Here is a 21922-nt window from a genome sequence, read left to right on the forward strand (position 1 = left end):
GATGCGCATGTTTCGATTTCTCCTGGTGCACGGAGTGCGTACGCTGCGCCCACCCCTGGTCGACGCGCGGCCGACGCGTAACCTCGGCCCATGACCGTCTTCGACATCCCGATCGACGCCCTCAACGGCGGCCCCGCCGACCTGGCCCGCCACCGCGGCAAGGCGATGCTGGTCGTCAACGTGGCCTCCCGCTGCGGCCTCACCCCGCAGTACGCCGGCCTCCAGACGCTCGCCGACACCTATGCCGACCAGGGCCTCGTGGTACTCGGCGTGCCGTGCAACCAGTTCGCCGGGCAGGAGCCGGGCAGCGCCGCCGAGATCAGCGACTTCTGCCAGGTCAACTACGGGGTCACCTTCCCGCTGACCGAGAAGGTCGACGTCAACGGCCCGGACCGGCACCCGCTCTACGCCGCGCTCGTGAACACCCCGGACGCCGACGGGCACACCGGCGATGTGCGCTGGAACTTCGAGAAGTTCCTGGTGGCCCCGGACGGCTCGGTCGCCGCCCGCTTCGCCCCCACTGTCGCGCCCGACTCCGACGACCTGCGCGCAGCCATCGAGAAGACCCTCCCCACCCCCTGAGCCGGGCCTCCCGACTCCACGCCGCACCGGAGGGTGGCAGGTCCTCGGAGAGCCGGTTCGCGGTCGGCGTGAGCGGTACGTTGGGCGGGCGGGCCCGCAGCGCGACCAGGCATCCGCTGGGCCGGCGACGATCGCGAGCAGGCTGCGCAGCTACCGGCAGCGGGTGACCAGAATAACCCACCATTCTGGTCGGGAATGCGTCGTGGGTGGACGGAGTTGGGAACGAGCATGACAACTGTGGGACTGATCGGCAGTGGCAACATCGGCGGCACCGTGGCACGGCTGGCCGTCGACGCCGGCTACGACGTGGTGCTGAGCAACTCGCGGGGCCCGGAGACCCTCACCGACCTGGTGGAGACCCTGGGCGAGCACGCCAGCGCCGGCACCGCGCAGGACGCCGCGCAGGTGGGCGACCTGGTGGTCGTCAGCGTCCCACTGAAGGCGTACCGGGCGGTGCCCGTCGAACCGCTGGCCGGCAAGGTCGTCATCGACACCAACAACTACTACCCGCAGCGCGATGGCACCTTCCCGGAACTGGACTCCGGCGAGACCACCAGCAGCGAGTTGCTCCAGCGACACCTGCCGGACTCCCGAGTGGTCAAGGTCTTCAACAACATCTACTTCAAGGGCCTGGCCGCGCTCTCCCGGCCGACCGGCGCGGCCGACCGCAGCGCCCTCGCGATCGCCGGTGACGACGCCGCCGCGAAGGCCGAAGTGACCGCCTTCCTGGACCAGATCGGCTACGACGCGGTGGACGTCGGCCCGCTGGCCGAGGGGTGGCGCTACCAGCCGGACACCCCGGCGTACGGCACGCTCTACTCCGCGAGCCCGACCGACTGGGATCACCCGGCCCCGGGCGACGCCGCGAAGGTACGCGCCGCCGTGGCCGCCGCCACCCGCTGAGCAGGGCCAGCCGCCGCCCTGCCCGCGACCGCCTACCTGGTGGTCGTGCGGAGGGCGGCGGCGAGTTCGTCGTCGTAGCTGGCGATCGGCTGCCCGTCCGCGGCGTACGCGACGAGGCGACCGTGGGCCATCGTCGCCGAGCGGAACGAGAAGGTACGCGGACCCGGGTACGCGGCGAGCAGCGGAATGGCCCGGGGCGCTCCACCCGGTGCTGAGTAGTACTCCAGGCGGGTCACCTGCGGGGATACCACGCCGTTGACCCGTACCTTCGTCTTCTCGGCACGGGTGCCGAAGGTGACCGGCACGTCGGTGGCGTAAGCGGCGCATTCGGCCGGACCACGGCAGACGAAGAAGTATCGCGGGTTGACGACATCGTCGAGGCTGTACGCCTTGAAGGTGGGGTCGGCCCCGGCCGGCAGCGGCTGCACGGCGAAGAACGCGACCGCCACGGTTGCCGTGACGCCCACCCTCAGCCAGGCCCTGCCGGCGGCCGGTCGTCTGCTCGTGCGCTGGGCGGCGACGGCGACACCACCGAAGCCGACGAGGCACAGGACGCACACCCCGAGGGCACGGGCGTTCTCGAAAAGGAACTGCACCCCCGGCCGCGTCGAGATCGGGCTGAGCACCGCGCCCAACGAGACGACCACGGCGGCGAGCAGCGCCGCGCCGGCGACCCGCTGGGTGACGCCGGACGCGCCGATCAGCAGCATCGCGGCGAGCACCGGCCACACCTGGTGGTGGGTCCAGGACACCGGGGACGCGGCCACCGTGGCGCAGCCGACGAGCACCGCGGCGTGCCCGGGGCAGCCCTGCCGCGTCAGCTGCCGGGCCCGGAGCAGCGCCACCACGCAGATCAGCGCCACCATGCCGGCCCAGAGCAGAGGCAGCGCCGTCTCGTCGACGCCGACGCGCAGCAACATCCCGTGCAGGGACTGATTGCCCAACGAGGACAGATTGCCGATGCGGGAGGTCTGTCGCACGGTCTCGGTCCAGTAGGACCAGCTCTCCCGGGGCAGCACGATCGCGGCGAGCCCCGCGCAGGCCACGAACGCCGCCACCGACCGACCGGCGTCGCGGTAGCGCCCGACGGCCAGGAAGTAGACCACGAACAGCAGCGGGGTGAGCTTGATAGCCGCGGCCACCCCGACCAGCGTCCCGCGCAGTCGGGGTGGGACGACGCCCAGCCCGTCGAGCAGGGCCATCAACACGATGAAGATGCTGACCTGCCCGAAGCGGAGGTTGCTCTGCACCGGCGCGGAGAGCATCAGCACCGTGGCCGCCAGCGCCACGACGAGCGGGCGTCGGGAACGTCGGGTGGTCAGCGCGACACCCACCGACCCAGCGATGGCGACGACCGCCGCGCACGTCGCCACCAGCCAGATCCCCTGGAGTACGCCCTCGCTGAGGGCGGTGATCGGCCACAGCACGAGAGCGGCGAACGGCGGATAGGTGAACGGACCGCCGTTCTCCGCCACATACCCGTACAGCGGCTCGCCGGCGCGCAGGTCGGACAGCGCACCGTAGTAGATGTGCAGGTCGGAGAGGCGATCCGGACGGCGCAGAACGAGCACACAGGACACCAGCGCGACGACGACGAAGGCCGCCCACGCCAGCGCCACCCGGCGATCCCGCATCGCCCGAGAATAGGCGACCGCCGTGGTCCGGTGGGCCCGGTAACGGCAGACGCCGGGCTTCGGACAGCCACACGGGAGCAGACGCAAACGCCCCATTTCTGCCTCCGGAAGAACGGGTTTCCCGGGCGGGCGCCGACTCGTAGCCTCGGCGAATGGGGACGACGAGCAGACCGGCGTACGACGCCCACGCGGACTGGTACGAGGGCTTCATCTCCGGCGGCGGCGACTACCTGTGCCGGGTGCACACGACGGTGGCGGACCTGCTCGGCGCGGGCGAAGGTCCCTGCCTCGACATCTGCTGCGGTACCGGCGCGCACGCTCCGGTGCCGACGGGTCTGGGTTGGACACCGGTGGGCGTGGACCTGTCCGGCGGGCAGTTGCGGCACGCGCGAGGGCGGCTGCCGGTGTTCAGGGGTGACGCGGGCGCGCTGCCGGTCGCCGACGCGTCGCTGCCGGCCGCGATGTGTGTGCTGGCCAGCACCGACCTGCCCGACTACCCGGCCGTGCTGCGCGAGGTCGCCCGGGTGCTGCGTCCCGGCGGACGGTTCGTCCACGTTGGCGTGCACCCGTGTTTCGTGGGCGCGTTCGCCGACTGGAGTCAGCATCCGCGTGTCGTCGTCGACGCGCGGTACGCCGACCGGTCGCACAGCTTCGACAGTTGGAACGTCACCGGCGTGCGGGTACGGGTGGGAGCCTGGCACGTCCCCCTCGCCGACCTGGTGAACGCGACAGTGGACGCCGGCCTTCGGCTGGTCCGGGTCGTCGAAGCGGGACCGGGCGGAGTCCCCGACCTGTTCGGCCTCCTCGCGATCCGCGATCGGTAGCGACAGCGACAGCGACAGCGACAGCGACAAAACATCGCTGTGGCAACTTGCGTCACAGTCCTGTTCACGGGACCCTGTTCTCTGGGTTGCCGCCCGCTCACCGAACGTGCCCCCCGGAGGCGACATGTACACGCTCCGTACCGTGCCCCGCCGGCTGCTGGCCGGCTCCGGCGCGCTCCTGCTCGGCACCGCCCTCGCCACCGCCGCCATTCCGGTGCCGGCCAACGCCGGCGTGGACACCGTCGGATACGTCCGGCTCGCGCACCTGTCCCCGGACACCCCGGCGGTGGACGTCTACCTTGCCGCGCCGGGCGCGGCGAAGCCGCAGGTCTTCCCCGGGGTCGGTTACGGCGTGGTCTCCGACTACCTCGAACTCGCGCCGGGCCGGTACGCGGTGGCCATGCGCGAGGCCGGCGCGCCCGCCAGCGACCCCCCGGTGCTCACCACCGAGGTCGCGGTGACCAGCGGGGACGCGTTCACCGTGGCCGGTGTCGGGCGGCACGCCGACCTCGGCCTGCGGGTGCTCAACGACGATCTCAGCGCCCCCACCGACGGCCGCGCCAAGGTGCGGGTCGTACAGGCCTCGGTGCGGACCCCGGTGCTCGACGTGGCCGCCGCCAACGGTCCGACGATCGCCGACGGGGTGCAGTTCGCCACCACGACCGACTACCAGCAGGTCGAGCCGGGCAGTTGGCGGCTGAAGCTGACGGGTGCCGGCGGGCCGAGCACCGACGCCGAGGTGCGGCTCACCGGCGGCGCTGTCTACTCGCTGCTGGTGCTCGACGCGAAACAGGGCGGGCTCACCGCCGAGCTGCGCCGCGACGCCGAGGGCGGCACCGTCGTCCCGGCCGGCGGGGTGGACAGCGGCGCCGGTGGCACCGCCGCGGGCGGGCTCGACGCGTACCCCCTGGTGGCCGGCGGTCTGGCCGCGGCGGCCGGCGCGGTGGCCCTGCTGCTCTGGCGTCGGCGGCGGCGCACCACCTGGTGAGCGCCGGGCCGGACCCGTCGATCCGGCGGCACCGTGAGCGCCGGACACCGCTGGCCGCGCTGGTCGCGGCCGGCGCGGCGGTCTGCCTGGCCGCCGGCACCGGGGTCGGGCTGGCCACCACCGGCCCGCCACCACCGGTGGCGAGCTGGCACCCCGGCTGCGGCGACGACTGCCCGTCGGTGGCCGCCGCGCCCACGCCACACGGTCCACCCACGCGGGTACGCGTACCGCGCATCGACGTCGACTCACCGCTCACAGTGCTCGGTCTGGACCGCGCCGGCGTGCTGATTCCGCCGACCGACTTCCACACCGCTGGCTGGTACGGCGGCGGCCCGGCCCCGGGCGACACCGGTCCGGCCGTCCTCGCCGGGCACCTGGACTCCCGACGCGGCCCGGCGGTCTTCGCCCGGCTCGGCGAGCTACGACCCGGCGACCTGGTGGAGGTGTGGCGAGCTGGGCAGCGGTTGCCGTTCCGGGTGACCGGGTCGCTGCGTACCCGCAAGGACCAGTTTCCGACAGCGGTGGTCTACGGCCCGACGCCCGGGGCGGAGCTGCGCCTGGTCACCTGCGGGGGCGACTTCGACCGGCGGCGGGGCCACTACGTCGACAACGTTGTGGTGTTCGCGGTGACCGATGCCCCCGACCCGGTCCTGCCGACGTCCGCGGCAGGCTGAGTCGCGCAACCTTGATCCACTCGCGTTCACGGAAGTCGGGGCGTCCGCCGCGCTCGAATAGCGCGATTTCCATGAACCCGAGTGGATCAAGCGGGTGAGGCGCGAAGGGTCAGAGAGGGCGGCGGCCGGCGAAGCCGCACTCTGCCCGGTGGTACCAGCGCACGTCGGAGTCGCCCTCCAGCCAGCACCAGAGCACGGCGCGGCCGGCCCGCTCGCCGGGGAAGTCGAGCAGCACCGGGGCGATGCCCTTGACCTGGATGTCGTGCTGGTGCAGCTCGTCAACGACGGCGTGCAACCGAGCTTCCAGTGCCTTGACCTCAGCCAGACCGCCGAGCGCGCTCATGCCGTGGTCGCCCAGGTCGGCGCGCAACTCGGCCAGGTCGGCCCGGACCCGGATCAACTCGTCGACGCGCGGCTGCAGGGTGGCCACCAGGTGCCGGGCCTGGGCAAGTGTGAACACCGGGCCAGTATGCGGCACGCACGGCCTCGTGAGGCGCCCCGATCGCTCAGTCGGCCTGTGCGGCCAACTCGCGGGCGCGGTCCCGGGCGGCCTCCAGCGCGGCGAGCAGCGCCGCGCGTACGCCGTGCTTCTCCAGCTCACGAATCGCGGAGATGGTGGTGCCGGCCGGCGAGGTGACCGCCTCGCGCAGCTTGACCGGGTGCTCGCCGGAGTCGCGCAGCATCACCGCCGACCCGATCGCGGTCTGCACGATCAACTCGTGCGCCACCTGACGGGGCAGCCCGAGCAGGATCCCCGCGTCGATCATGGCTTCGACCAGCAGGTAGAAGTAGGCCGGGCCGGAGCCGGAGAGCGCGGTGACAGCGTCCTGCTGTGATTCGGGCACCCGGATCGTCTGGCCGAGCGGCTTGAACATCTCCTCGGCCAGCGTGAGGTGCGCCCCGGTGGCGTGCTCGCCGGCCGAGATCGCGGTCATCGCCTCGTCCACCAGCGCCGGGGTGTTGGTCATCACCCGCACCACCGGGGTGCCCTCGGGCAACCGGCGGCTGAAGAAGCTGGTGGGCAGACCGGCGCAGAGCGAGATGACGAGCTTGTCGGCCGGCACCTTGGGGCCGATCTCGTCGAGGAGCGCGGCGGCGTCCTGCGGCTTGACCGAGACCGCGAGCACAGCGGCCTCGTCCACCGCGGTCAGGTTGTCGACCACCCGTACGCCGTACCGGGCGGTCAACTCCTCCGCGCGAGCGGGTCGGCGGGCGGTGGCCAGCAGCCGGTCCACAGGCCATCCCGAACGCAGCAGCCCGGAGAGCATCAGCTCACCGATCTTGCCCGCGCCGATCACCGCGACCGTGTGCACTCCGGCTGGCATGTCGGCCCGTACCCCCTCGCATTGGGTCGCGGCGCGGCGGACCCGCAGGCCCGCCGCGCCGCCGACGATCGATCAGCTGCCGAAGAAGACCTCAGCCTCGGCGTACCGCTCCAGCGGCACGGTCTTCAGCTCGCGGGTGGCCTCGGCGAGGGGCACCCGGACGATGTCGGTGCTCTGCATCGCGACCATCTTGCCCCAGTCGCCGTCGTTGACGGCGTCGATGGCCTGCAGGCCCAGGCGGGTGGCGAGCACCCGGTCGAAGGCGGTCGGGGTGCCACCGCGCTGGATGTGGCCCAGCACCACGGTGCGGGCCTCCTTGCCGGTCTTGGCCTCCAACTGCTCGGCGAGCCACTGGCCGATGCCGCCGAGGCGGACGTGGCCGAACGAGTCGAGCTCCTGGTTGGCGAGCACCATCTGGCCGTCGAGCGGCTGGGCGCCCTCGGCGACCACGACGATCGGGGCGTACTGGTGCTGGAAGCGCTTCTCCACGTAGCCGGCCACCTGGTCGACGTCGAACTGACGCTCGGGCAGCAGGATCACGTTGGCGCCACCGGCCAGGCCGGCGTGCAGGGCGATCCAGCCGGCGTGCCGGCCCATCACCTCGACGACCAGGGTGCGGTGGTGGCTCTCCGCAGTGGTGTGCAGCCGGTCGATGGCCTCCATCGCGATGTTGACCGCGGTGTCGAAGCCGAAGGTGTAGTCGGTGGCGCCCAGGTCGTTGTCGATCGTCTTCGGCACGCCGACGACGTGCACGCCCAGCTCGTAGAGCTTGGTGGCCACGCCGAGGGTGTCCTCGCCGCCGATCGCGATCAGCGCGTCCACGCCCTGGGCGGCGAGGTTGTCCTTGATCCGCTCGACGCCGTTCTCGATCTTGAACGGGTTGGTCCGGGACGAGCCGAGGATGGTGCCGCCGCGGGGCAGAATGCCGCGAACGTCGGCGATGTCCAAGGGGCGGGACAGACCCTCGAGTGGGCCCTTCCAGCCGTCCCGGAAGCCCACGAACTCGTGACCGTAAGTGGCGACGCCCTTGCGGACCACCGCCCGGATGACCGCGTTGAGACCGGGGCAGTCGCCGCCGCCGGTGAGCACGCCGATACGCATGATCCGCTCATCCTCCTGGAGCATCAGGTAAAGCCCGATATGCCCCAGGGTATGTGTCAGGTCAGACCATCGGCGCCGTTGCCGGCCCGGGGCGGGCCGTCACTGCGAACTGTAGTCGGCCCGCCGGTACGACGACAGCGCGCCCCGGGCACCCGCCCCCGGTCAGTAGGTCACCTCATGGTTCTCGCCGGCCTTCGGCGGCCGGCCGGTGACCGCGGCCCTGGCGTAGTCGAGCAGGTTCACCACGGTGCTGTTCGGCGAGTCCCAGTACTCGGCGGAGCTGGCGTGCACCTTGATCAGCGTCAGACCGGGGGTCTCCAGCCCGTCGGGGAACCACGCCTTGAGCAGCGGGTTCCACAGCCGCTCGGCCCGGTCCCGGTCGAACCCCTCGGTGGCGGTGCCGGAGATCGACACCCACGCGTTGTGCTTCTGGTCGGAAAAGGCGACGTTGACCTCCGGGTTCACCCGGAGCTGGCGGACCTTGGCCGAGTCGGCGTAGGCGAAGAACCACAGCTCGCCGTCGAACTCGACCTCCTGGAGCCCCATCGGGCGACTCACCTGGCGCCCGTCCAGAGCAGTCGTGGTGAGCATGCAGATCCGCGCGGCCCGGGCCAGGCCGGTGACACGGGCGCGTGCCTCCGCGGCGCTGCTCGGCTGGTGGCTCATGGCAATCTCCCTCGGCTCGGCTGGTCGAACCGTTGCCCGGGACAGAACCGGTCAAACCTACGGCGGCGCGGCCACCACTCAACGGGCGGTCATCGCCCGCCAGCGGGCCAGATTGTGCCGGGCGTCGACCAGAGCGTCGTGCCGGGCCGCGTCCGCGTCTGGCAGGGGCGGCCGACCCCGGTCGTCCCAGAGCTGCCGCAGCTCCTTGGTGTAGCGGGGGATCTCCCGGGGCAGCGCCGGCATCGCGCCCCAGAGCTGGGCGAGCACCACGTGGTCGTACGCGGCGAACCAGGCCCACAGCTCCAGCTGCTCCCCCGGCCGGTCCCGGATCGGCTCCGTCAGGAAGTCGTACAGGTCGTCGCGGATGCGCTCACGCGAGCGCCAGGCCCGGTCCGCCGGGGAGGGCAGCTTGTCGAGCACGTTGCGTCGAACCCAGGGCACGGCGCGGGAGTCGTCGAACTCGGTGGAGACCGCGTAGAACTCGCGGCCGTACTCGTCGACGACACCGATCGAGACGAGGTCGACGGTCGTGCCGTCCTCGATGAACTCGCAGTCGTAGAAGTAGCGGTAGACCATTCCGGGCATCCTCGCCCACCGCCGCCCGGCCGCGTCCGGCGGGGCCCGTCCGACGGTGGAGCACGCCGCCACGACACCTCGCGTACGGCGCGTCGCAGACCGTGACGGTCACGGAAGTGCTTCGAGGGGTGTACAGCAAGCGACCGGACCGTCATGATCTGATGTGTACCGCTACCGGACGCCGAATCGGTGTCAGTTCACCTTGTCGGGGCCCATCAGGTTCGCCCGGTGAGCGAATTGTGGTCCATGACCGGGGGAGGGGTTGGGCCGTGGAGGTTCGCCTGCCGGAGCCGGGTGACGCGCTCACGGGTGTCGAGATGTTCGCTGGGCTGGAGCCCGAGGTGCGGCAGCGCGTCATCGCGGCCGCCGTCCCGCGCACCTACCGCAAGGGCCAACTGCTCTTCGTGGAAAACGATCCCGGCGAGTCCCTGATCGTGCTGCGCCGCGGCGCGGTGGCGGTCTTTCGCACCGCACCCACCGGCGAGCGGGCCGTGCTGTCGGTTATCCGTCCACCGGACGTGCTCGGTGAGGTCTCCCTGCTCGACGCGTCCACCCGGTCCGCCTCGGCGGAGGCCATCGAGGACTGCGCGGCGCTCGCGCTCTCGCGGGGCGCGTTCATGGAGTTGGTGCACTCCAACCCCCGCATCCTGGACGCGGTGATGCGCTCACTGGGCGGGCTGATCCGCCGGCTCACCGAGCAGAACGCCGACCACGTCTTCCTCGACCTGCCCGGTCGGGTGGCGAAGACGCTGGTGCGGCTGGCGGGCGAGAGCCAGGCACCGATGATCACGATCGAGCTCAACCAGAGTCAACTGGCCGAGATGGCCGGTGGCTCCCGGCAGAGCGTCAACCAGGCGATCGGCTCGTTCGCCAGCCGTGGCTGGCTGCGCACCGAGGGCCGCCGGATCGTGGTGACCGACGTGGCCGCGCTGCGCCGCCGCGCCGGCATGGCCGACCGCTGACCGACCGGCACGTCGCTCGGGCATCCGATCTGGACGGGCCCTATCCGTCGCCACCCACTCTCCTACCCGTACGCACGGCTGCGCCGGCTGCCAGTGGCAGCCGGCGTCACCGTGCTCGCGGTTCAGCGGGTGGGGTTCAGCGGGTCGGGCCGATCCAGCTGGTCGCGACCGGCTGGTAGCCGGGGCCCGCCCAGAAGCCCGGTCCGGCCCAGAATCCCGGCCCGGCCCAGATGCCCGGCCCGGCCCAGCCGCTCGCGGTGGTGGTGGTGGTCGTCGTCGTGGTCGCCATGTCGTCCTCCTGGTCGGTGTGTGGTGCTCGTTGCGCTTGTCTTGCCGAGGACGCTACGGCGTGGAGCGGTGGGACAAAATAGGACAAATCGACATCAATCACTGGCTGAAGAGCGGTTGTTGGCCCCCACACCGCGCTGACAAGGTTGCCGCGCCCGCCCCTGTTCCAGGGCCCGTGCCGACATACCCGCAGCAGTGAGGAGCCACCGGTCATGTCATTACTCCGCGGCAATGTCGCATTTCGTCGGTACTGGTCGGCGCGCCTGGTGTCGTACACCGGTGATCAGCTGGCCCGGACGGCGCTGCTGATCGCCGTCTACGACCGGCACGGCGGCGGCGCGGTCGCCCTGCTGCTGCTGGCCTCGACGGTGCCCCGGCTGCTCGGACCGTTGCTCGGCGCCCTGGCCGACCGCTTCGACCAACGCCGGCTGATGATCGGTTGCGACACCGCCCAGGCGTTGACGTACGTCGCCGTCGCGCTGCTCGCGCCACCCCTGCCCGTCCTGTTGGCGCTGATCACCGCGGCTACCACGGCCGCGACCGCGTTCACTCCCGCCGGGCGCAGCCTGCTCCCCCGCCTGGTCGAACGCGAGCAGCTACCGGCGGCGAACGCGCAACTCGCGACGGGCGTCAACATCGGGCTCGCTGCCGGGCCAGCCGTCGGCGGCCTCCTGCTGGCGACCCTCGGACTGACCGCCACGCTGCTCGTGGACGCGGCGACATTCGTTCTCTCCGCGCTGCTGATCGGCGGAGTCCGGGCGCTCTCGACGACCGGCGCGACCCGCCGGCCCGAGCCACTGCGGACGGTGCTGCGCGAAGGACTGCGGGTGGTCCGAGGGCACAGCGTCGTCCGTGCGGTCTCGGTCGGGTTCCTGGTGATGGTGATGTTCGCCGCGCTGGACAACCTCGCCATCGTCCCCCTCGGACGCGCCGAGCTGGGCGCCACCGAGGTCACGATCGGTCTGCTGGGCACCGCCTACGGCGTCGGCATGGTGCTCGGTCCGATGTGCCTGGCGAGAACCGGCGTACGCATCCGGATGGACCTGGTCCTCTACGGTGCGCTGCTCGCGCTCGGCGCCGGAACGCTTGTCACCGGCCTCAGCCCGGTGATCGCGCTCGCCATTGCCGGTCAGGCGGTGGCCGGCGTCGGCGCGGGCTGGCACAACGTCGCCGCCGACACCCTCATCCAGCAGAACGTGCCGGCCGAACGGCTCGGCGTGGTGTTCGGCACCGTCTACATGTTCCCGTACGCGGCGGAGGCACTGGCCTACGCCGTCGGCGCACCGCTGTTGGCGATGGTCGGGCCACGATGGGTGCTGGTCATCTCGGGGTTGGGTGTGCTGGCCACCCTGGCGCTGATCGCTCCCCTGCTCACCCGGGCCCTTGGGCTACGCCTGCCGACGCCGGGCAGGTTCGCAGCGGCCAACGGGTGAGACCGCCCGACGGGTGCGGCCGGTGGACCGAAGGCCCGCCGACCGCACCCGGGCGATCAGTTCTCCGTGCTGTCGGCCGGCGGCGCACCCGGCCCCGGCCCGATCTTCTTCGGATCGGTCGGCTTACCAGCCGTGGACGTGCTCGACGAGGTGGTCGTGGTCTCCCCCGACCCGCCCGACTGACCCTCAGGCTCTTCCACCATGCCCTGCTCCTCCAGTTCGGCGAGAGTGACCGCATCGACGTCGATCGTGTCGCCCGGCGCCCAAAGCGTGCCACCCGGATCGGTCCACGAGGCGGACAGTCGTACCTGCACGGAACTCTCCCTGACATGAAACTTCCTGGTACGGAACACTAACCCCGACCGATCGATGCCGTTGCCCGTCCGCACGTCGGGTACCCGACTGGCCGACCGGCCGCGATACTGACCTCTTTCGCCCACGGAGCTGAACATCGACCTCAAGTGTGGACACTGCGCGCGCGCGGCCGGGCCGGACGACCGCTTCTGCGGCGGGTGCGGCCAACCGCTTGGGGTCAACTGTGCGCACTGCGGGCACGCCAACAGCACCGAGGTCAACTTCTGCACCAGCTGTGGTCAACCGCTGCGCGACCACGCCGTCGCGGTGCAGGAGGACCGGCGTCAGGTCAGCGTGCTCTTCGTCGACATCGTGGACTTCACCAGCTACGCGGAGCGGGCCGACCCGGAGCAGGCCCGCAGTCTGCAGCAGACCTACTTCGCCACGGTGCGCCGGATCGTGCACCAGTACGGCGGGGTGGTCGAGAAGTACATCGGCGACGCGGCGATGGCGCTGTTCGGCGCGCCGGTGGCCACCGACAACGACGCGTTGCGGTGCGTCCGCGCCGGCCTGGAGCTGCAACGGAACCTGGCCCGCCAGCCCGCCGGTCCGCAGGCCCCGCTGAGCTTCCGGGTCGGCATCGCGACCGGCGAGGCCCTTGTCGACCTCTCCGCCACCCGCGACGGTGGGCAGGCCTTCGTGACCGGAGACGTGGTCAACACGGCCTCCCGCCTACAGGGGTTCGCCCCGCCCGGCGGTGTCGTGGTCGACGAGAGCACCTGGTCGGCCACCCGACACGAGATGGAGTACGCGGACCAACCACCGGTCACCCTGCGCGGCCGGTCCGCGGTGAGCAGGATCTGGCTGGCCGTCCAGGTGCGACCCCACCGGGACCCGCGCGGCGCCGAGCTGACCCCGATGGTGGACCGGGAGCACGAGCGAGGCCTGCTGGTCAACGCGCTGCACCGGATGGTGACCGAACGGACGTCCCAGTTGGTGACGGTGTTCGGCCCGGCCGGGGTGGGCAAGAGTCGGCTGTTGCGCGAGCTGGCCCGGCACGCCGGCAGCCTGCCCGGCCCGCCGATCACCTGGCTCGTCGGGCAGTGCCCGCCGTTCGGCGAGAACGTCACCTGGGCCGCCCTGTCGGACATCGTGAAGACCTGGGTGGGCGTGCCGGAGGTCGACGGCCCGACCGCGCTGCGCGAACGGCTACGGTCCCGGCTGGGACAGCTCGCCGACCCGCACGCGACCCGGCTGGCCGAGGCGCTCGGCCCGCTGATCGGCGTACCCGGTGAACGGCTCACCCCCGGTGAGACCGAGGCCGCCTGGCGGCGGTTCCTGATCACCCTGGCGACGACCGGCCCGACCGTCCTGGTCTTCGAGGACATGCACTGGGCGGACCAGCAGATGCTCGCCTTCGTCGAGCAGTTGGGCGCGTCAGCCCGCGGCGTACCGCTGCTGGTCGTGGCGACCGCCCGGCCGGAGCTGCGGGAACGGCATCCGGCCTGGACCGGCACGATCAGTGGCGCGATGTCCATCTCGGTGCCGCCGATGCACGACACAGACATCGACACGCTCTACTCGCTGCTCCTCGGGCAGGCGACGCTGCCGTCCAGCTCGCGTACCCCGCTGATCGAGTTCGCCGACGGCAACCCGCTCTACGCCCAGGAGTACGCCCGGATGCTGCTGGACGGCGGCCTGCTCGACGCGGTCGGTACGACCGCCCACCCCGACCTCGACGGCGGCGCGGAGATGCCCCGCACCGTGCAGGCGGTCATCGCCAACCGGCTCGACCTGCTGGACCCGGCCGACCGGGCGGTGCTCCAGGCCGCCGCCGTGGTCGGCGTGGTGTTCTGGGCCGCGCCGGTGGCGATGGCGTTGGGACGGCCGGTGGAGTGGGTGGAGCGCGCGCTGGACCGCCTGCAACGTCGCGACCTGGTGTACGAGCAGAGCACGTCGACGATGCCCGGAAAGTCCGAGTACCGGTTCCGGCACATCCTGGTACGCGACGTCTGCTACCAGCGACTGCCCAGGGCCGAACGGGTGCTGCGCCACCAACGCACCGCCGACTGGATGGCACAGCTCACCGACGACCGGCAGTACGACCTGGCCGAGGTGCTGGCCAACCATCGCTGGGCGGCCCACGAGATTGCCCGTACGGTCGGGCTGGACACCGCCCCCTACGCCCCGTCGGCGCGGGACGCGCTGCATCGGGCGGCCCGCCGCGCGTACGAGCTGCACGCGCTGGACACCGCCGCCGCGCTGGTCGGCCGGGCGCTGGTCCTGGACGTGGGGTCGGACCCGGCGCTGGAGCTGTTCGACGCCCAGCTGGCGTTCTATCGGGACGGGGACGCCTTCCTGGTGGCGGGGGGCACGGACCTCCTCTCCCGGCTGGCCGCGCGGCTCACCACGAGCGGCGACCGGACGGGGGCGGCGCGCGCGTGGACGCTGCTCGCCACCGCCGCCTGGAGTCGGGCCGACCGGTCGGCGACCCTGCACTGCCTGGACCAGGCGATCGGCATCTACGGCGACCTGCCGGACAGTCAGGAGAAGGCGGGCGCGCTGCTGGAGCTGGCCCGGGTGCACATGCTCAACGCGGAGACCGAGCCGGCGTGCACCGCGGCGCGGGCGGCGGCGTCCCTCGCCGAGCGGCTCCAGCTGCGCGAGGTCCAGGCCAACGCGCGGATCACTTTGGCCGTGGCGCGCTACCTGGCCGGCTCCGCCGAGGCGTTCGGGGAGCTGGCGGAGGTGACCGAGCACTGCCGGGTGGAACGGCTGACCAGTCGCCGCCGGGCGGTGCAGAACCTGGCCTGGGCGTTGCAGGAGGAGGGCGACCTGGCCGGCTCGGCCCGGTTGGTCGACGAGCAGCTCACCCTCGACCTGGGCGGCGAGCACAGCCTGGCCACCAGCTTCGCCGACCAGTGGGCGCGGTCGTACTACGCGGGTGACTGGACGGCGGCGCTGGCGATGGCAGCGGAGTCGACCCGGCGGCCGACAGCGGAGTGGGATCTGCACATCGTGGCGGTGTCGGGTTGGATGCGCGGTCTGGCCGGAGCCGAGTTGGTCGGACCCGACGGGCCTGACGACACAGCGGGGTCGGACGCACCGGGCGGGGATCTCATCGAGCAGGCGCTGGTCGCGGCGCGGCGTACCGGATTCCACCGGGTGCTGCGCTCCACCCTGGCGCACGCCGCCCTCTGCCGGGCGGCGCAGGGTCGCCGCGACGAGGCGATGGCGCTGCTCACGGAGCTGGACGAGGACTGGCAACGGACCCGGATGATTCCGTTCGCGGAGTGGGTGCCGGCCGTCGGGCACGTCGCCGGGGTGCTCGGCGCGGACGCGGCCCGGCTGGTCCGGCAGTTGCTCGACCGGGCGCCCCGGACGACCCCGTGGGCTCACGCGGCCGGTCAGGTCGCCGACGCCACGTTGGCCCGGCACGCCGGGGACTCATCGACGGCGGCGAACCTGCTCCGCTCGGCGGCGGCGAGCTACGCCCGGATGAGCGACGTGACCGACGAGATCATCACGCTGGCGCTTGCCATCGGCCCGCTTGCCGAGACGGACCCACCCGCCGCTGAGGCGACCCGGGCCCGCCTGCACGACTTCGCCAGCCGCCACCACGCCCCCGCCCTGCTGCACCTGCCCTGACCGCCGACCGGGGCCGGTGGCGGCGGTGGCGGCGGCGGCGGCGGTGGCGGTGGCTCAGGCGGCCAGCGGCGTCGGGACGGGCTGCTTGAGCTTCTGGGCGTAGACGTCCACGTACTCCCGGCCGGAGAGTTCCATCAACTCGTACATGATCTCGTCGGTGACCGCGCGCTCGACGAACCGGTCGCCGGCCAGCCCGGAGTAGCGGGAGAAGTCCAGCGGCGCCCCGAACCGGATCCGCACCCGATCGATCTTGGGGATGAGCTTGCCGGGGGGCTGGATCTCGTCGGCGTTGAGCATCGCCACCGGCACCACCACCGCGCCGCTCTCCAGGGCGAGCCGGGCCACCCCGGTCTTGCCCCGGTAGAGCCGTCCGTCCGGGGAGCGGGTGCCCTCGGGGTAGATGCCGGCCACTCCCCCGGCCCGCAGCACCTGCAACTGGGTGTCCAGGGCGGCGCGCGCGGCCCGACCGCCGGAGCGGTCCACCGGAATCGTGCCGGTGCCCACGAAGAACATCTTGGTCAGCCAGCCCTTGATTCCCTTGCCGGTGAAGTACTCGGCCTTGGCGACGAAGGTGACCTTCCGGGCGGTGATCAACGGCGTGAAGATCGAGTCGGAGAAGGAGAGGTGGTTGCTCGCCAGGATCACCGGACCGGTCGCCGGGACGTTGCGCAGGCCCTCCACCTGCGGGCGGAAGATCAGCTTGAGCAGCGGACCGAGAATGACGTACTTCAGCAGCCAGTAGAGCACCGGCGTCCCTTCCCATGGTGTGCTCGCGACAGCGCCAGCCGTCGTCGCCGACGAGCCTACGAAGCGAGCGCTCTCACCACAACGGACCAAGCTCGTGGCGGACGTATCGCCTCGACTTTCCTACCCCTTGCATGCCGCGGGCGGCTTTGAGGAACCGCGCGACGGGGCCGGCCAAGCGAGGGCTGATGCCCGGGACAGATTCATCAGGACGGAACTGTTCGATCACTTGTTCCGAATGGTTCCGAACAGGCTTTCGCTTGTCCGACTGCGCCGCCTCCGCAAAAGCTGATTGCAACAGCCGCCGTCCCGCCGCGGAGGCTGTCGCAGTAATCGGCGGAGATCACAGATTGGATCTGGAATGAATCTAAGAACTCTCGGCGCTGCCGCCACACTGACGCTCGGCTTGGCCGTACTGGCGCCCGCACCGGCACTGGCCTCGGCACATGCGCCAACCGCGACCGTCACCATGTCCGTGATTTCGGCGGCGGCGCAGGCCGCCGGCCCTGACGTCGACTGCCCGCGCATCCACACGACCGGCCAGTACGCCTACACCTGGTGCCGCGTCTACGGGGGACAGGTCCGACTGCGGGCGGACTGCAACGGCGCGCCCGACAAGTACTCCGGATGGGCGGCGCCGAAGGCCGGCAATCCGACCCAACGGCTTCAAGCCGGTCCTTGCATCTTCGGCGTCGGTGGAGCCAGCAGCATCGAATGGCGTCCGTAATGCAGTCGTTCAGCCCGCATCCCAGGCGTCGAAACTTTGAAGGAGATGTTCCATGAAACGTACGCCAAAGCTAGCTGCGGCCTTGCTTCCTATCGTGGCGTCAGCCGCCATGGCGTTCGCCGGCGGCCCAGCATCAGCCGCTGAACCGATCACGGCGGCCCATGCGGACCGTGCAGGAACATCGACCACCGCGGTCGCGGAAACCCTGGCCCGGTACACCGTCACCGTCCGCTGCCACGTGGTCCGCATCAAGGACACCACCGTCGTGGACGTCATTTACGGCACTGGCACCGGAACGACGTACAACAGCGCCAAATTGAACGCCGAGAAGGACGCCAACCGCAAGGTGCCGCCGGGTCACTACAAGCGGCACTGTCACCCGGTCTGAGCCGGTAGCCTGGCTCCTCGGCGGTAACTCCCCCAAAGGAGGCGGCATGGTCGGGCAACCGTCCATCTGGGAACTTCGCGTCGGCATCTATGCAAGCGCAGAAGACGCCCGCGCCTTGGTGGACCAGATCGCGGCCCTGCTGTGCCCCGATGACGTCCACCCGGGCCCGTGTCCGGTGCCGTGGTCCATCGACCTGCTCACGGATACCGATCTCCCTGCTGGCCTGCACGACGGTCTCGTGGAGCAGTACCGCGTCGAACGACAATGACACCGGGTAAAGCACCAGGACGCCGGCCAGAGCCGACTGGCGGGGGTCGGAAGCGGGCTGCCGCAGTTCAGCACTTGATCGAAGGGGCCGAGCCGTTCAGACGGCTCGGCCCCGCTGCGGTCCATGATCCGCCAATACGGGGTCGGGGTCCGCGTCGGTTGGGCCATTTGACGGCGGCTTCGTCTCCCACTCCGGCCCCGGCGGTCCCGCTCCAGACCTGACCTGACATCGCGGTCACAGCGAGATCAAGCGGGCGGTCGGCGAGTCGGCGAGAAGCGCCATACCCGGAGACCTCCTGTTGGCAAGGATTAGCAAAAACGGACAAAGGAGCCCCGCCGCGACCTGCGGGAGCAGCCGTGACTTTGGAAGACGCGACACAACGCACTCCCGGAACCATGCCCTGACGTGTCACGATTCAGAGCACGGCGTGCGGACTGGCGCCGAAGGGCAGCGGTGGCCGCGCCGGAAGGCGCGTTAAAGGGGGATGTCCGGGTGTCAGCGGGTGGGGCCCGCCGGGGACGGCGGGACAACGGGCTCGACGCGAACGAGTACGCCGTCGTCGGCGACGTCGATCCGCGCGTCGGTGAGCACCTGCTCGACGTGCTGGCCGCCGGTGGGATCGCCGCCTACCTCCAGCCCTCCGCCGACCTCAATCCGGTCACCCGCACCACCACGGTGCCGGCCCGACCGGTCGACCGGCTCTACGTCGACCGCTCGCACCTGACCACCGCCCGGGACTACCTGACCCAGCTCGCCGACGAGACCACTCCGGAGCAGCCACCGGCGCGCGACGAACCGGACATCGACGCCGAGTGGGCACGTATCGTGGCGGGCTTCCACACCACCTCCACGCCCGGTGACAACCCGTGGCCGGCCTCGGAGGACGTGGACGAGCGGGACACCCGGGACGAGTCGACCTCCGGGTCGCTGACCCGCTCCGGCACCGACGAAGCGGGTCCGACCGCCACCGACGTTCGTCGGCTGCCGTCCGCGACGGACATCTCCGGAATCTCGGTGGGGCGCGGCACCCGACCGGACGAGCCGTCGCTGCTGGACGGGTTGGACACCTTCGGCGCCGACCTGCCCGACGACGAGGACGACGAGGGCTACCACCCACCACCACCGCCGCCGCTGCCGCGGGTCAGCAAGTACGCGGTGATCGGCGTGCTCGGGGTGGTCGTCGGGTTCGTGCTGTTCCTCTTCCCGTGGCTGCTCCCGATCGACCGCTCGGCGGTCACACTGTTCGGGTTCACCGGCATCCTGGCCGGTTTCGTCACGCTGATCTGGCGGCTGCGCCCCGGCGACGAGGACGAGGACGACCCGGACAACGGCGCCGTCGTCTGACGGTCGGCCCGCATCCCGAGACAGCAGCGCCCCGCCGGGCGCGTAACAGTGGTGTAACTTACTGTCAGTAGGAATACCGCTGTACGTCACTTCCCCCGCTGACTGACCGGTTTTTCCTTGCTCGCGGCGGTCAGTCCTCTGCTGATCGGAATGCCCGAGATGCGACAGAGTTCTCTCGTGGTGGTGGCCAACCGCCTCCCCATCGACGACAACCAGGCCCCCGACGGGGCCTGCGAGTGGCGGCGCAGCCCGGGTGGGTTGGTCAGCGCGCTGCTCCCGCTCCTGCGACACACCCCGGCCACCTGGGTCGGCTGGGCCGGTGGCACCGGGCCGGCCCCCGCCCTGCCGGACGTGGACGGCGTGCGCATGCACACCGTCGCGCTCACCCCGGAAGACCTGCGCGACCACTACGAGGGGTTCGCCAACGCCACCCTCTGGCCGCTCTACCACGACTCGGTGGAGCAGCCGCAACACCACCGCCGGTGGTGGGAGGCGTACCAGCGGGTCAACCAGCGCTTCGCCGAGGCGACCGCGGAGGTGGCCGAGCCGGGCGGGGTGGTCTGGGTGCAGGACTACCACCTGCAACTGGTCCCCGGTCTGCTGCGCACCCTCCGCCCGGACCTGCGCATCGGGTTCTTCCTGCACGTCCCGTTCCCGCCGCCGGAGTTGTTCATGCAACTGCCCCGCCGGGCCGAACTGCTGCGCGGCATGCTCGGCGCCGACCTGGTCGGCTTCCAACGGGGGCAGGCGGCGCACAACTTCGCCCAGTTGGTGACCCGGGTGCTGGAGTTGCCGGCCACCGACCGGCGGATCGGCATCGACGACCGGGTCGTCCGCATCGGCGCTTTCCCGGTCTCCATCGACACCGCCGAGATGGCCGCGCTCGCCGACCGCCCGGACGTTGCCGCCCGGGCCCACCGGCTCCGTCAGGACCTCGGCGATCCCCGGCAGGTCGTCCTCAGCGTGGACCGGATGGACTACACCAAGGGCATCGAGCAGCGCCTCAAGGCGTACAGCGAGTTGCTCGCCAGCGGCGACGTCAAGGTCCGCGACACCGTGCTGGTGCAGGTCGCCATGCCGAGCCGGGAACGCGTCGGCCAGTACCAGATCCTGCGCGAACGCATCGAACGCGAAGTCGGCCGGATCAACGGCGAGTTCGGCCGGGTCGGTGAGCCGGCGATCCACTACCTCACCCAGCCCTTCGACCGGGCCGAGTTGGCCGCGCTCTACCGGGTCGCCGACGTGATGGCGGTGACCCCGCTACGCGACGGAATGAACCTGGTCGCCAAGGAGTACGTGGCCGCGCGGGTCGACGACACCGGCGCACTGCTGCTCAGCGAGTTCGCCGGCACCGCCGCCGAGCTGTCCCAGGCGTACCTGGTCAACCCGCACGACCTGGAAGGGCTCAAACAGGCCCTGCGCGCGGCGCTGCGGGCCGACCCGGCCGACAGCATGCAGCGGATGCGGGCCATGCGCGCCCACCTGCACCAGCACGACATCCGGGCCTGGGCCCGCTCCTACCTGCGTGCCCTGGACGAGGGCGGCGCCCTGATCAGTCGCCTGACCGGCACCGACACCGACGGCCCCGCTCGGGTGCCCCGACCGGCCACCCCGACGGGCAGCCCGGCCGGCCACCAGGCCGGCGGCTGACCGCCGGCGGCCCGGCTGCTCAGTGCGCCGCCGGTTCCTTCTCCAGCCAGTCCAGGATCGCGTCGATCGGCTCCGCCCACCGCGCATCCAGCATCAGGTCGTGGCCCATCCCGGGAAAGAGCAGCGGGGCCGACCCGTAGCGGCGGGCCACCCGGGTCAACGTCGACGCCGGCACCACCCGGTCGTCCGGGCTGCCCAGCACCAACACCGGGGGCGCGCCCACGGCCGGCTCGGCCTCCGGCTCGCCCAGCAGCGCCCACTGGGCCCGCCGACCCGCCCGACCGAGGCGTCCCACGTACCGCCGGGCCTCCTCGTCGGGCAACTCGCGGCTGAACAACTGCCCCCGGTTGAGCCGCAACGGCCCGCCGAACACCGCCGGCAACGTACCCGCCGGGTTGCGGCGCAACGCCGCGCCCAGCACTCCCCAGCCGCCGAAGACCGGCGCCACCAGCACCGCGCCCCGCGCCGGGTAGCGGGCCAACGCGTGTGCCACCACCAGCGCCCCCGCGCCGTGCCCCACCAGCACCGCCTGCCGCGGCAGGCTCGCGGCCACCTGGACCACGTCGTGGGCGTACGCCCGCAGCGTCGCCTCCGGCGCCGGCTCGCTGCCACCGTGCCCGCGCAGGCTCACCGCGTACGCCGGGAACCCCCGCGACGCCACGTGACCCAACCAGTGCTCGGCGAACGCCCACGCGCCGTGCCCGAACCCGGGTACGAACAGCAGAGGCGGCCGCCCCTGCTCCAGTTCGGGGACCGCGCTGAGCACCTCCCGCCGGGCCGGCCGGACCGGCCGGGACCACTCCCGACCCCGCATGATCCGCAGCTCGCTACTCGCGCTCACCGTGCCAGCCTTTCGTTCGCGACTGCGGGGCTCGCAAGCTCACTCCTCGCGCTCACCACATG

23 protein-coding genes are annotated in these 21922 nt (G+C 71.7%); 13 read left to right on the forward strand and 10 right to left on the reverse strand.

From position 1 onward, the window contains the following. Window positions 1-90 precede the first annotated feature (90 nt). Both AB0B68_RS12025 and AB0B68_RS12030 read left to right on the forward strand, forming a co-directional pair. Window positions 91-582, forward strand: a complete 492-nt coding sequence (locus AB0B68_RS12025; RefSeq protein ID WP_357199727.1) for a glutathione peroxidase — start codon at window positions 91-93, stop codon at window positions 580-582. 228 nt (window positions 583-810) lie between these two features. Further along, entirely contained in the window at window positions 811-1485 is a 675-nt protein-coding gene (locus tag AB0B68_RS12030) for an NADPH-dependent F420 reductase (RefSeq protein WP_357199724.1), read from the forward strand. A gap of 32 nt (window positions 1486-1517) precedes the next feature. On the opposite strand, the gene AB0B68_RS12035 is transcribed toward AB0B68_RS12030, so the two are convergent. Beyond that, window positions 1518-3119: a glycosyltransferase 87 family protein gene (locus AB0B68_RS12035; protein WP_357199721.1), complete on the reverse strand. Its 1602-nt coding sequence runs from the start codon at window positions 3117-3119 to the stop codon at window positions 1518-1520. A gap of 152 nt (window positions 3120-3271) precedes the next feature. Between AB0B68_RS12035 and AB0B68_RS12040 the strand changes: the two genes are divergently transcribed. From AB0B68_RS12040 to AB0B68_RS12050, 3 genes are all read left to right on the forward strand, one after another. Next, a complete protein-coding gene (locus tag AB0B68_RS12040) occupies window positions 3272-3943 on the forward strand; it encodes a methyltransferase domain-containing protein (protein WP_357259647.1) in 672 nt (223 codons plus the stop codon). A gap of 124 nt (window positions 3944-4067) precedes the next feature. Continuing rightward, a complete protein-coding gene (locus AB0B68_RS12045; protein ID WP_357259650.1) occupies window positions 4068-4931 on the forward strand; it encodes a DUF4397 domain-containing protein in 864 nt (287 codons plus the stop codon). Then, entirely contained in the window at window positions 4928-5605 is a 678-nt protein-coding gene (locus tag AB0B68_RS12050; RefSeq protein ID WP_357199712.1) for a class F sortase, read from the forward strand. Before AB0B68_RS12045 ends, AB0B68_RS12050 begins: the two co-directional genes overlap by 4 nt. A gap of 109 nt (window positions 5606-5714) precedes the next feature. On the opposite strand, the gene AB0B68_RS12055 is transcribed toward AB0B68_RS12050, so the two are convergent. The 5 genes from AB0B68_RS12055 to AB0B68_RS12075 all read right to left on the reverse strand — a co-directional run bounded on the left by AB0B68_RS12055 (window position 5715) and on the right by AB0B68_RS12075 (window position 9273). Beyond that, complete coding sequence (locus AB0B68_RS12055; RefSeq protein ID WP_357199709.1) at window positions 5715-6065, reverse strand: DUF2203 domain-containing protein; 351 nt, start codon at window positions 6063-6065, stop codon at window positions 5715-5717. 46 nt (window positions 6066-6111) lie between these two features. After that, window positions 6112-6930, reverse strand: coding sequence for a pyrroline-5-carboxylate reductase (gene proC, locus AB0B68_RS12060; protein ID WP_357199706.1), 819 nt, complete (start codon window positions 6928-6930; stop codon window positions 6112-6114). A gap of 72 nt (window positions 6931-7002) precedes the next feature. Then, entirely contained in the window at window positions 7003-8031 is a 1029-nt protein-coding gene (locus tag AB0B68_RS12065; protein WP_091408060.1) for a 6-phosphofructokinase, read from the reverse strand. A 162-nt stretch (window positions 8032-8193) separates the two neighbouring features. After that, window positions 8194-8697: a pyridoxamine 5'-phosphate oxidase family protein gene (locus AB0B68_RS12070; RefSeq protein WP_357199703.1), complete on the reverse strand. Its 504-nt coding sequence runs from the start codon at window positions 8695-8697 to the stop codon at window positions 8194-8196. A 78-nt stretch (window positions 8698-8775) separates the two neighbouring features. After that, window positions 8776-9273, reverse strand: coding sequence for a polyadenylate-specific 3'-exoribonuclease AS (locus tag AB0B68_RS12075; protein ID WP_357259775.1), 498 nt, complete (start codon window positions 9271-9273; stop codon window positions 8776-8778). 269 nt (window positions 9274-9542) lie between these two features. On the opposite strand from AB0B68_RS12075, the gene AB0B68_RS12080 reads away from it, so the two are divergent. Further along, window positions 9543-10235 carry a Crp/Fnr family transcriptional regulator gene (locus tag AB0B68_RS12080; RefSeq protein WP_091407574.1) on the forward strand — a complete coding sequence of 231 codons (693 nt, stop codon included), beginning with the start codon at window positions 9543-9545 and terminating at the stop codon, window positions 10233-10235. A gap of 136 nt (window positions 10236-10371) precedes the next feature. Here AB0B68_RS12080 and AB0B68_RS12085 read toward each other — a convergent pair whose 3' ends face one another. Beyond that, entirely contained in the window at window positions 10372-10524 is a 153-nt protein-coding gene (locus AB0B68_RS12085) for a hypothetical protein (protein WP_357199700.1), read from the reverse strand. 211 nt (window positions 10525-10735) lie between these two features. On the opposite strand from AB0B68_RS12085, the gene AB0B68_RS12090 reads away from it, so the two are divergent. Further along, the gene (locus tag AB0B68_RS12090; RefSeq protein WP_357199697.1) at window positions 10736-11956 is read left to right on the forward strand and encodes an MFS transporter; all 1221 of its coding nucleotides are present in this window, start codon (window positions 10736-10738) and stop codon (window positions 11954-11956) included. Window positions 11957-12012: 56 nt separating this feature from the next. Here the strand turns inward: AB0B68_RS12090 and AB0B68_RS12095 are convergent, their stop codons facing one another. Next, window positions 12013-12408 carry a hypothetical protein gene (locus AB0B68_RS12095; protein WP_357259654.1) on the reverse strand — a complete coding sequence of 132 codons (396 nt, stop codon included), beginning with the start codon at window positions 12406-12408 and terminating at the stop codon, window positions 12013-12015. Here AB0B68_RS12095 and AB0B68_RS12100 point away from each other — a divergent pair. Next, window positions 12407-15898 (forward strand): adenylate/guanylate cyclase domain-containing protein, encoded by a 3492-nt coding sequence (locus AB0B68_RS12100; RefSeq protein WP_357259778.1) that lies wholly within the window; start codon window positions 12407-12409, stop codon window positions 15896-15898. The genes AB0B68_RS12095 and AB0B68_RS12100 overlap by 2 nt on opposite strands. Before the next feature lie 54 nt (window positions 15899-15952). Here AB0B68_RS12100 and AB0B68_RS12105 read toward each other — a convergent pair whose 3' ends face one another. Beyond that, entirely contained in the window at window positions 15953-16645 is a 693-nt protein-coding gene (locus AB0B68_RS12105; RefSeq protein ID WP_357199693.1) for a lysophospholipid acyltransferase family protein, read from the reverse strand. Window positions 16646-17003: 358 nt separating this feature from the next. Here AB0B68_RS12105 and AB0B68_RS12110 point away from each other — a divergent pair, with 358 nt between their 5' ends. From AB0B68_RS12110 to AB0B68_RS12130, 5 genes are all read left to right on the forward strand, one after another. Continuing rightward, window positions 17004-17369 carry a hypothetical protein gene (locus AB0B68_RS12110; RefSeq protein WP_357199690.1) on the forward strand — a complete coding sequence of 122 codons (366 nt, stop codon included), beginning with the start codon at window positions 17004-17006 and terminating at the stop codon, window positions 17367-17369. Window positions 17370-17421: 52 nt separating this feature from the next. Next, window positions 17422-17757 carry a hypothetical protein gene (locus AB0B68_RS12115; RefSeq protein WP_357199687.1) on the forward strand — a complete coding sequence of 112 codons (336 nt, stop codon included), beginning with the start codon at window positions 17422-17424 and terminating at the stop codon, window positions 17755-17757. Between the two features lie 46 nt (window positions 17758-17803). Further along, window positions 17804-18025 (forward strand): hypothetical protein, encoded by a 222-nt coding sequence (locus AB0B68_RS12120; RefSeq protein WP_357199685.1) that lies wholly within the window; start codon window positions 17804-17806, stop codon window positions 18023-18025. A 492-nt stretch (window positions 18026-18517) separates the two neighbouring features. Further along, window positions 18518-19369 (forward strand): DUF308 domain-containing protein, encoded by an 852-nt coding sequence (locus AB0B68_RS12125; RefSeq protein ID WP_357199682.1) that lies wholly within the window; start codon window positions 18518-18520, stop codon window positions 19367-19369. Between the two features lie 159 nt (window positions 19370-19528). Further along, window positions 19529-21019, forward strand: coding sequence for a trehalose-6-phosphate synthase (locus AB0B68_RS12130; RefSeq protein WP_357199739.1), 1491 nt, complete (start codon window positions 19529-19531; stop codon window positions 21017-21019). A 19-nt stretch (window positions 21020-21038) separates the two neighbouring features. Here the strand turns inward: AB0B68_RS12130 and AB0B68_RS12135 are convergent, their stop codons facing one another. Next, window positions 21039-21833, reverse strand: a complete 795-nt coding sequence (locus AB0B68_RS12135) for an alpha/beta fold hydrolase (protein WP_357199736.1) — start codon at window positions 21831-21833, stop codon at window positions 21039-21041. Window positions 21834-21922 lie beyond the last annotated feature (89 nt).

The organism is Micromonospora sp. NPDC049049 (assembly GCF_040649115.1).
Lineage (GTDB): Bacteria > Actinomycetota > Actinomycetes > Mycobacteriales > Micromonosporaceae > Micromonospora.

Bases quoted from the DNA above. Each gene is read 5' to 3' on its own strand.
- AB0B68_RS12030 (WP_357199724.1), top strand. From the start codon at position 811: ATGACAACTGTGGGACTGATCGGCAGTGGCAACATCGGCGGCACCGTG.
- AB0B68_RS12065 (WP_091408060.1), bottom strand. From the start codon at position 8,031: ATGCGTATCGGCGTGCTCACCGGCGGCGGCGACTGCCCCGGTCTCAAC.
- AB0B68_RS12025 (WP_357199727.1), top strand. From the start codon at position 91: ATGACCGTCTTCGACATCCCGATCGACGCCCTCAACGGCGGCCCCGCC.
- AB0B68_RS12090 (WP_357199697.1), top strand. From the start codon at position 10,736: ATGTCATTACTCCGCGGCAATGTCGCATTTCGTCGGTACTGGTCGGCG.
- proC (WP_357199706.1), bottom strand. From the start codon at position 6,930: ATGCCAGCCGGAGTGCACACGGTCGCGGTGATCGGCGCGGGCAAGATC.
- AB0B68_RS12130 (WP_357199739.1), top strand. From the start codon at position 19,529: ATGCGACAGAGTTCTCTCGTGGTGGTGGCCAACCGCCTCCCCATCGAC.
- AB0B68_RS12110 (WP_357199690.1), top strand. From the start codon at position 17,004: ATGAATCTAAGAACTCTCGGCGCTGCCGCCACACTGACGCTCGGCTTG.
- AB0B68_RS12135 (WP_357199736.1), bottom strand. From the start codon at position 21,833: ATGCGGGGTCGGGAGTGGTCCCGGCCGGTCCGGCCGGCCCGGCGGGAG.
- AB0B68_RS12040 (WP_357259647.1), top strand. From the start codon at position 3,272: ATGGGGACGACGAGCAGACCGGCGTACGACGCCCACGCGGACTGGTAC.
- AB0B68_RS12045 (WP_357259650.1), top strand. From the start codon at position 4,068: ATGTACACGCTCCGTACCGTGCCCCGCCGGCTGCTGGCCGGCTCCGGC.
- AB0B68_RS12035 (WP_357199721.1), bottom strand. From the start codon at position 3,119: ATGCGGGATCGCCGGGTGGCGCTGGCGTGGGCGGCCTTCGTCGTCGTC.
- AB0B68_RS12085 (WP_357199700.1), bottom strand. From the start codon at position 10,524: ATGGCGACCACGACGACGACCACCACCACCACCGCGAGCGGCTGGGCC.
- AB0B68_RS12095 (WP_357259654.1), bottom strand. From the start codon at position 12,408: ATGTTCAGCTCCGTGGGCGAAAGAGGTCAGTATCGCGGCCGGTCGGCC.
- AB0B68_RS12075 (WP_357259775.1), bottom strand. From the start codon at position 9,273: ATGGTCTACCGCTACTTCTACGACTGCGAGTTCATCGAGGACGGCACG.
- AB0B68_RS12115 (WP_357199687.1), top strand. From the start codon at position 17,422: ATGAAACGTACGCCAAAGCTAGCTGCGGCCTTGCTTCCTATCGTGGCG.
- AB0B68_RS12070 (WP_357199703.1), bottom strand. From the start codon at position 8,697: ATGAGCCACCAGCCGAGCAGCGCCGCGGAGGCACGCGCCCGTGTCACC.
- AB0B68_RS12120 (WP_357199685.1), top strand. From the start codon at position 17,804: ATGGTCGGGCAACCGTCCATCTGGGAACTTCGCGTCGGCATCTATGCA.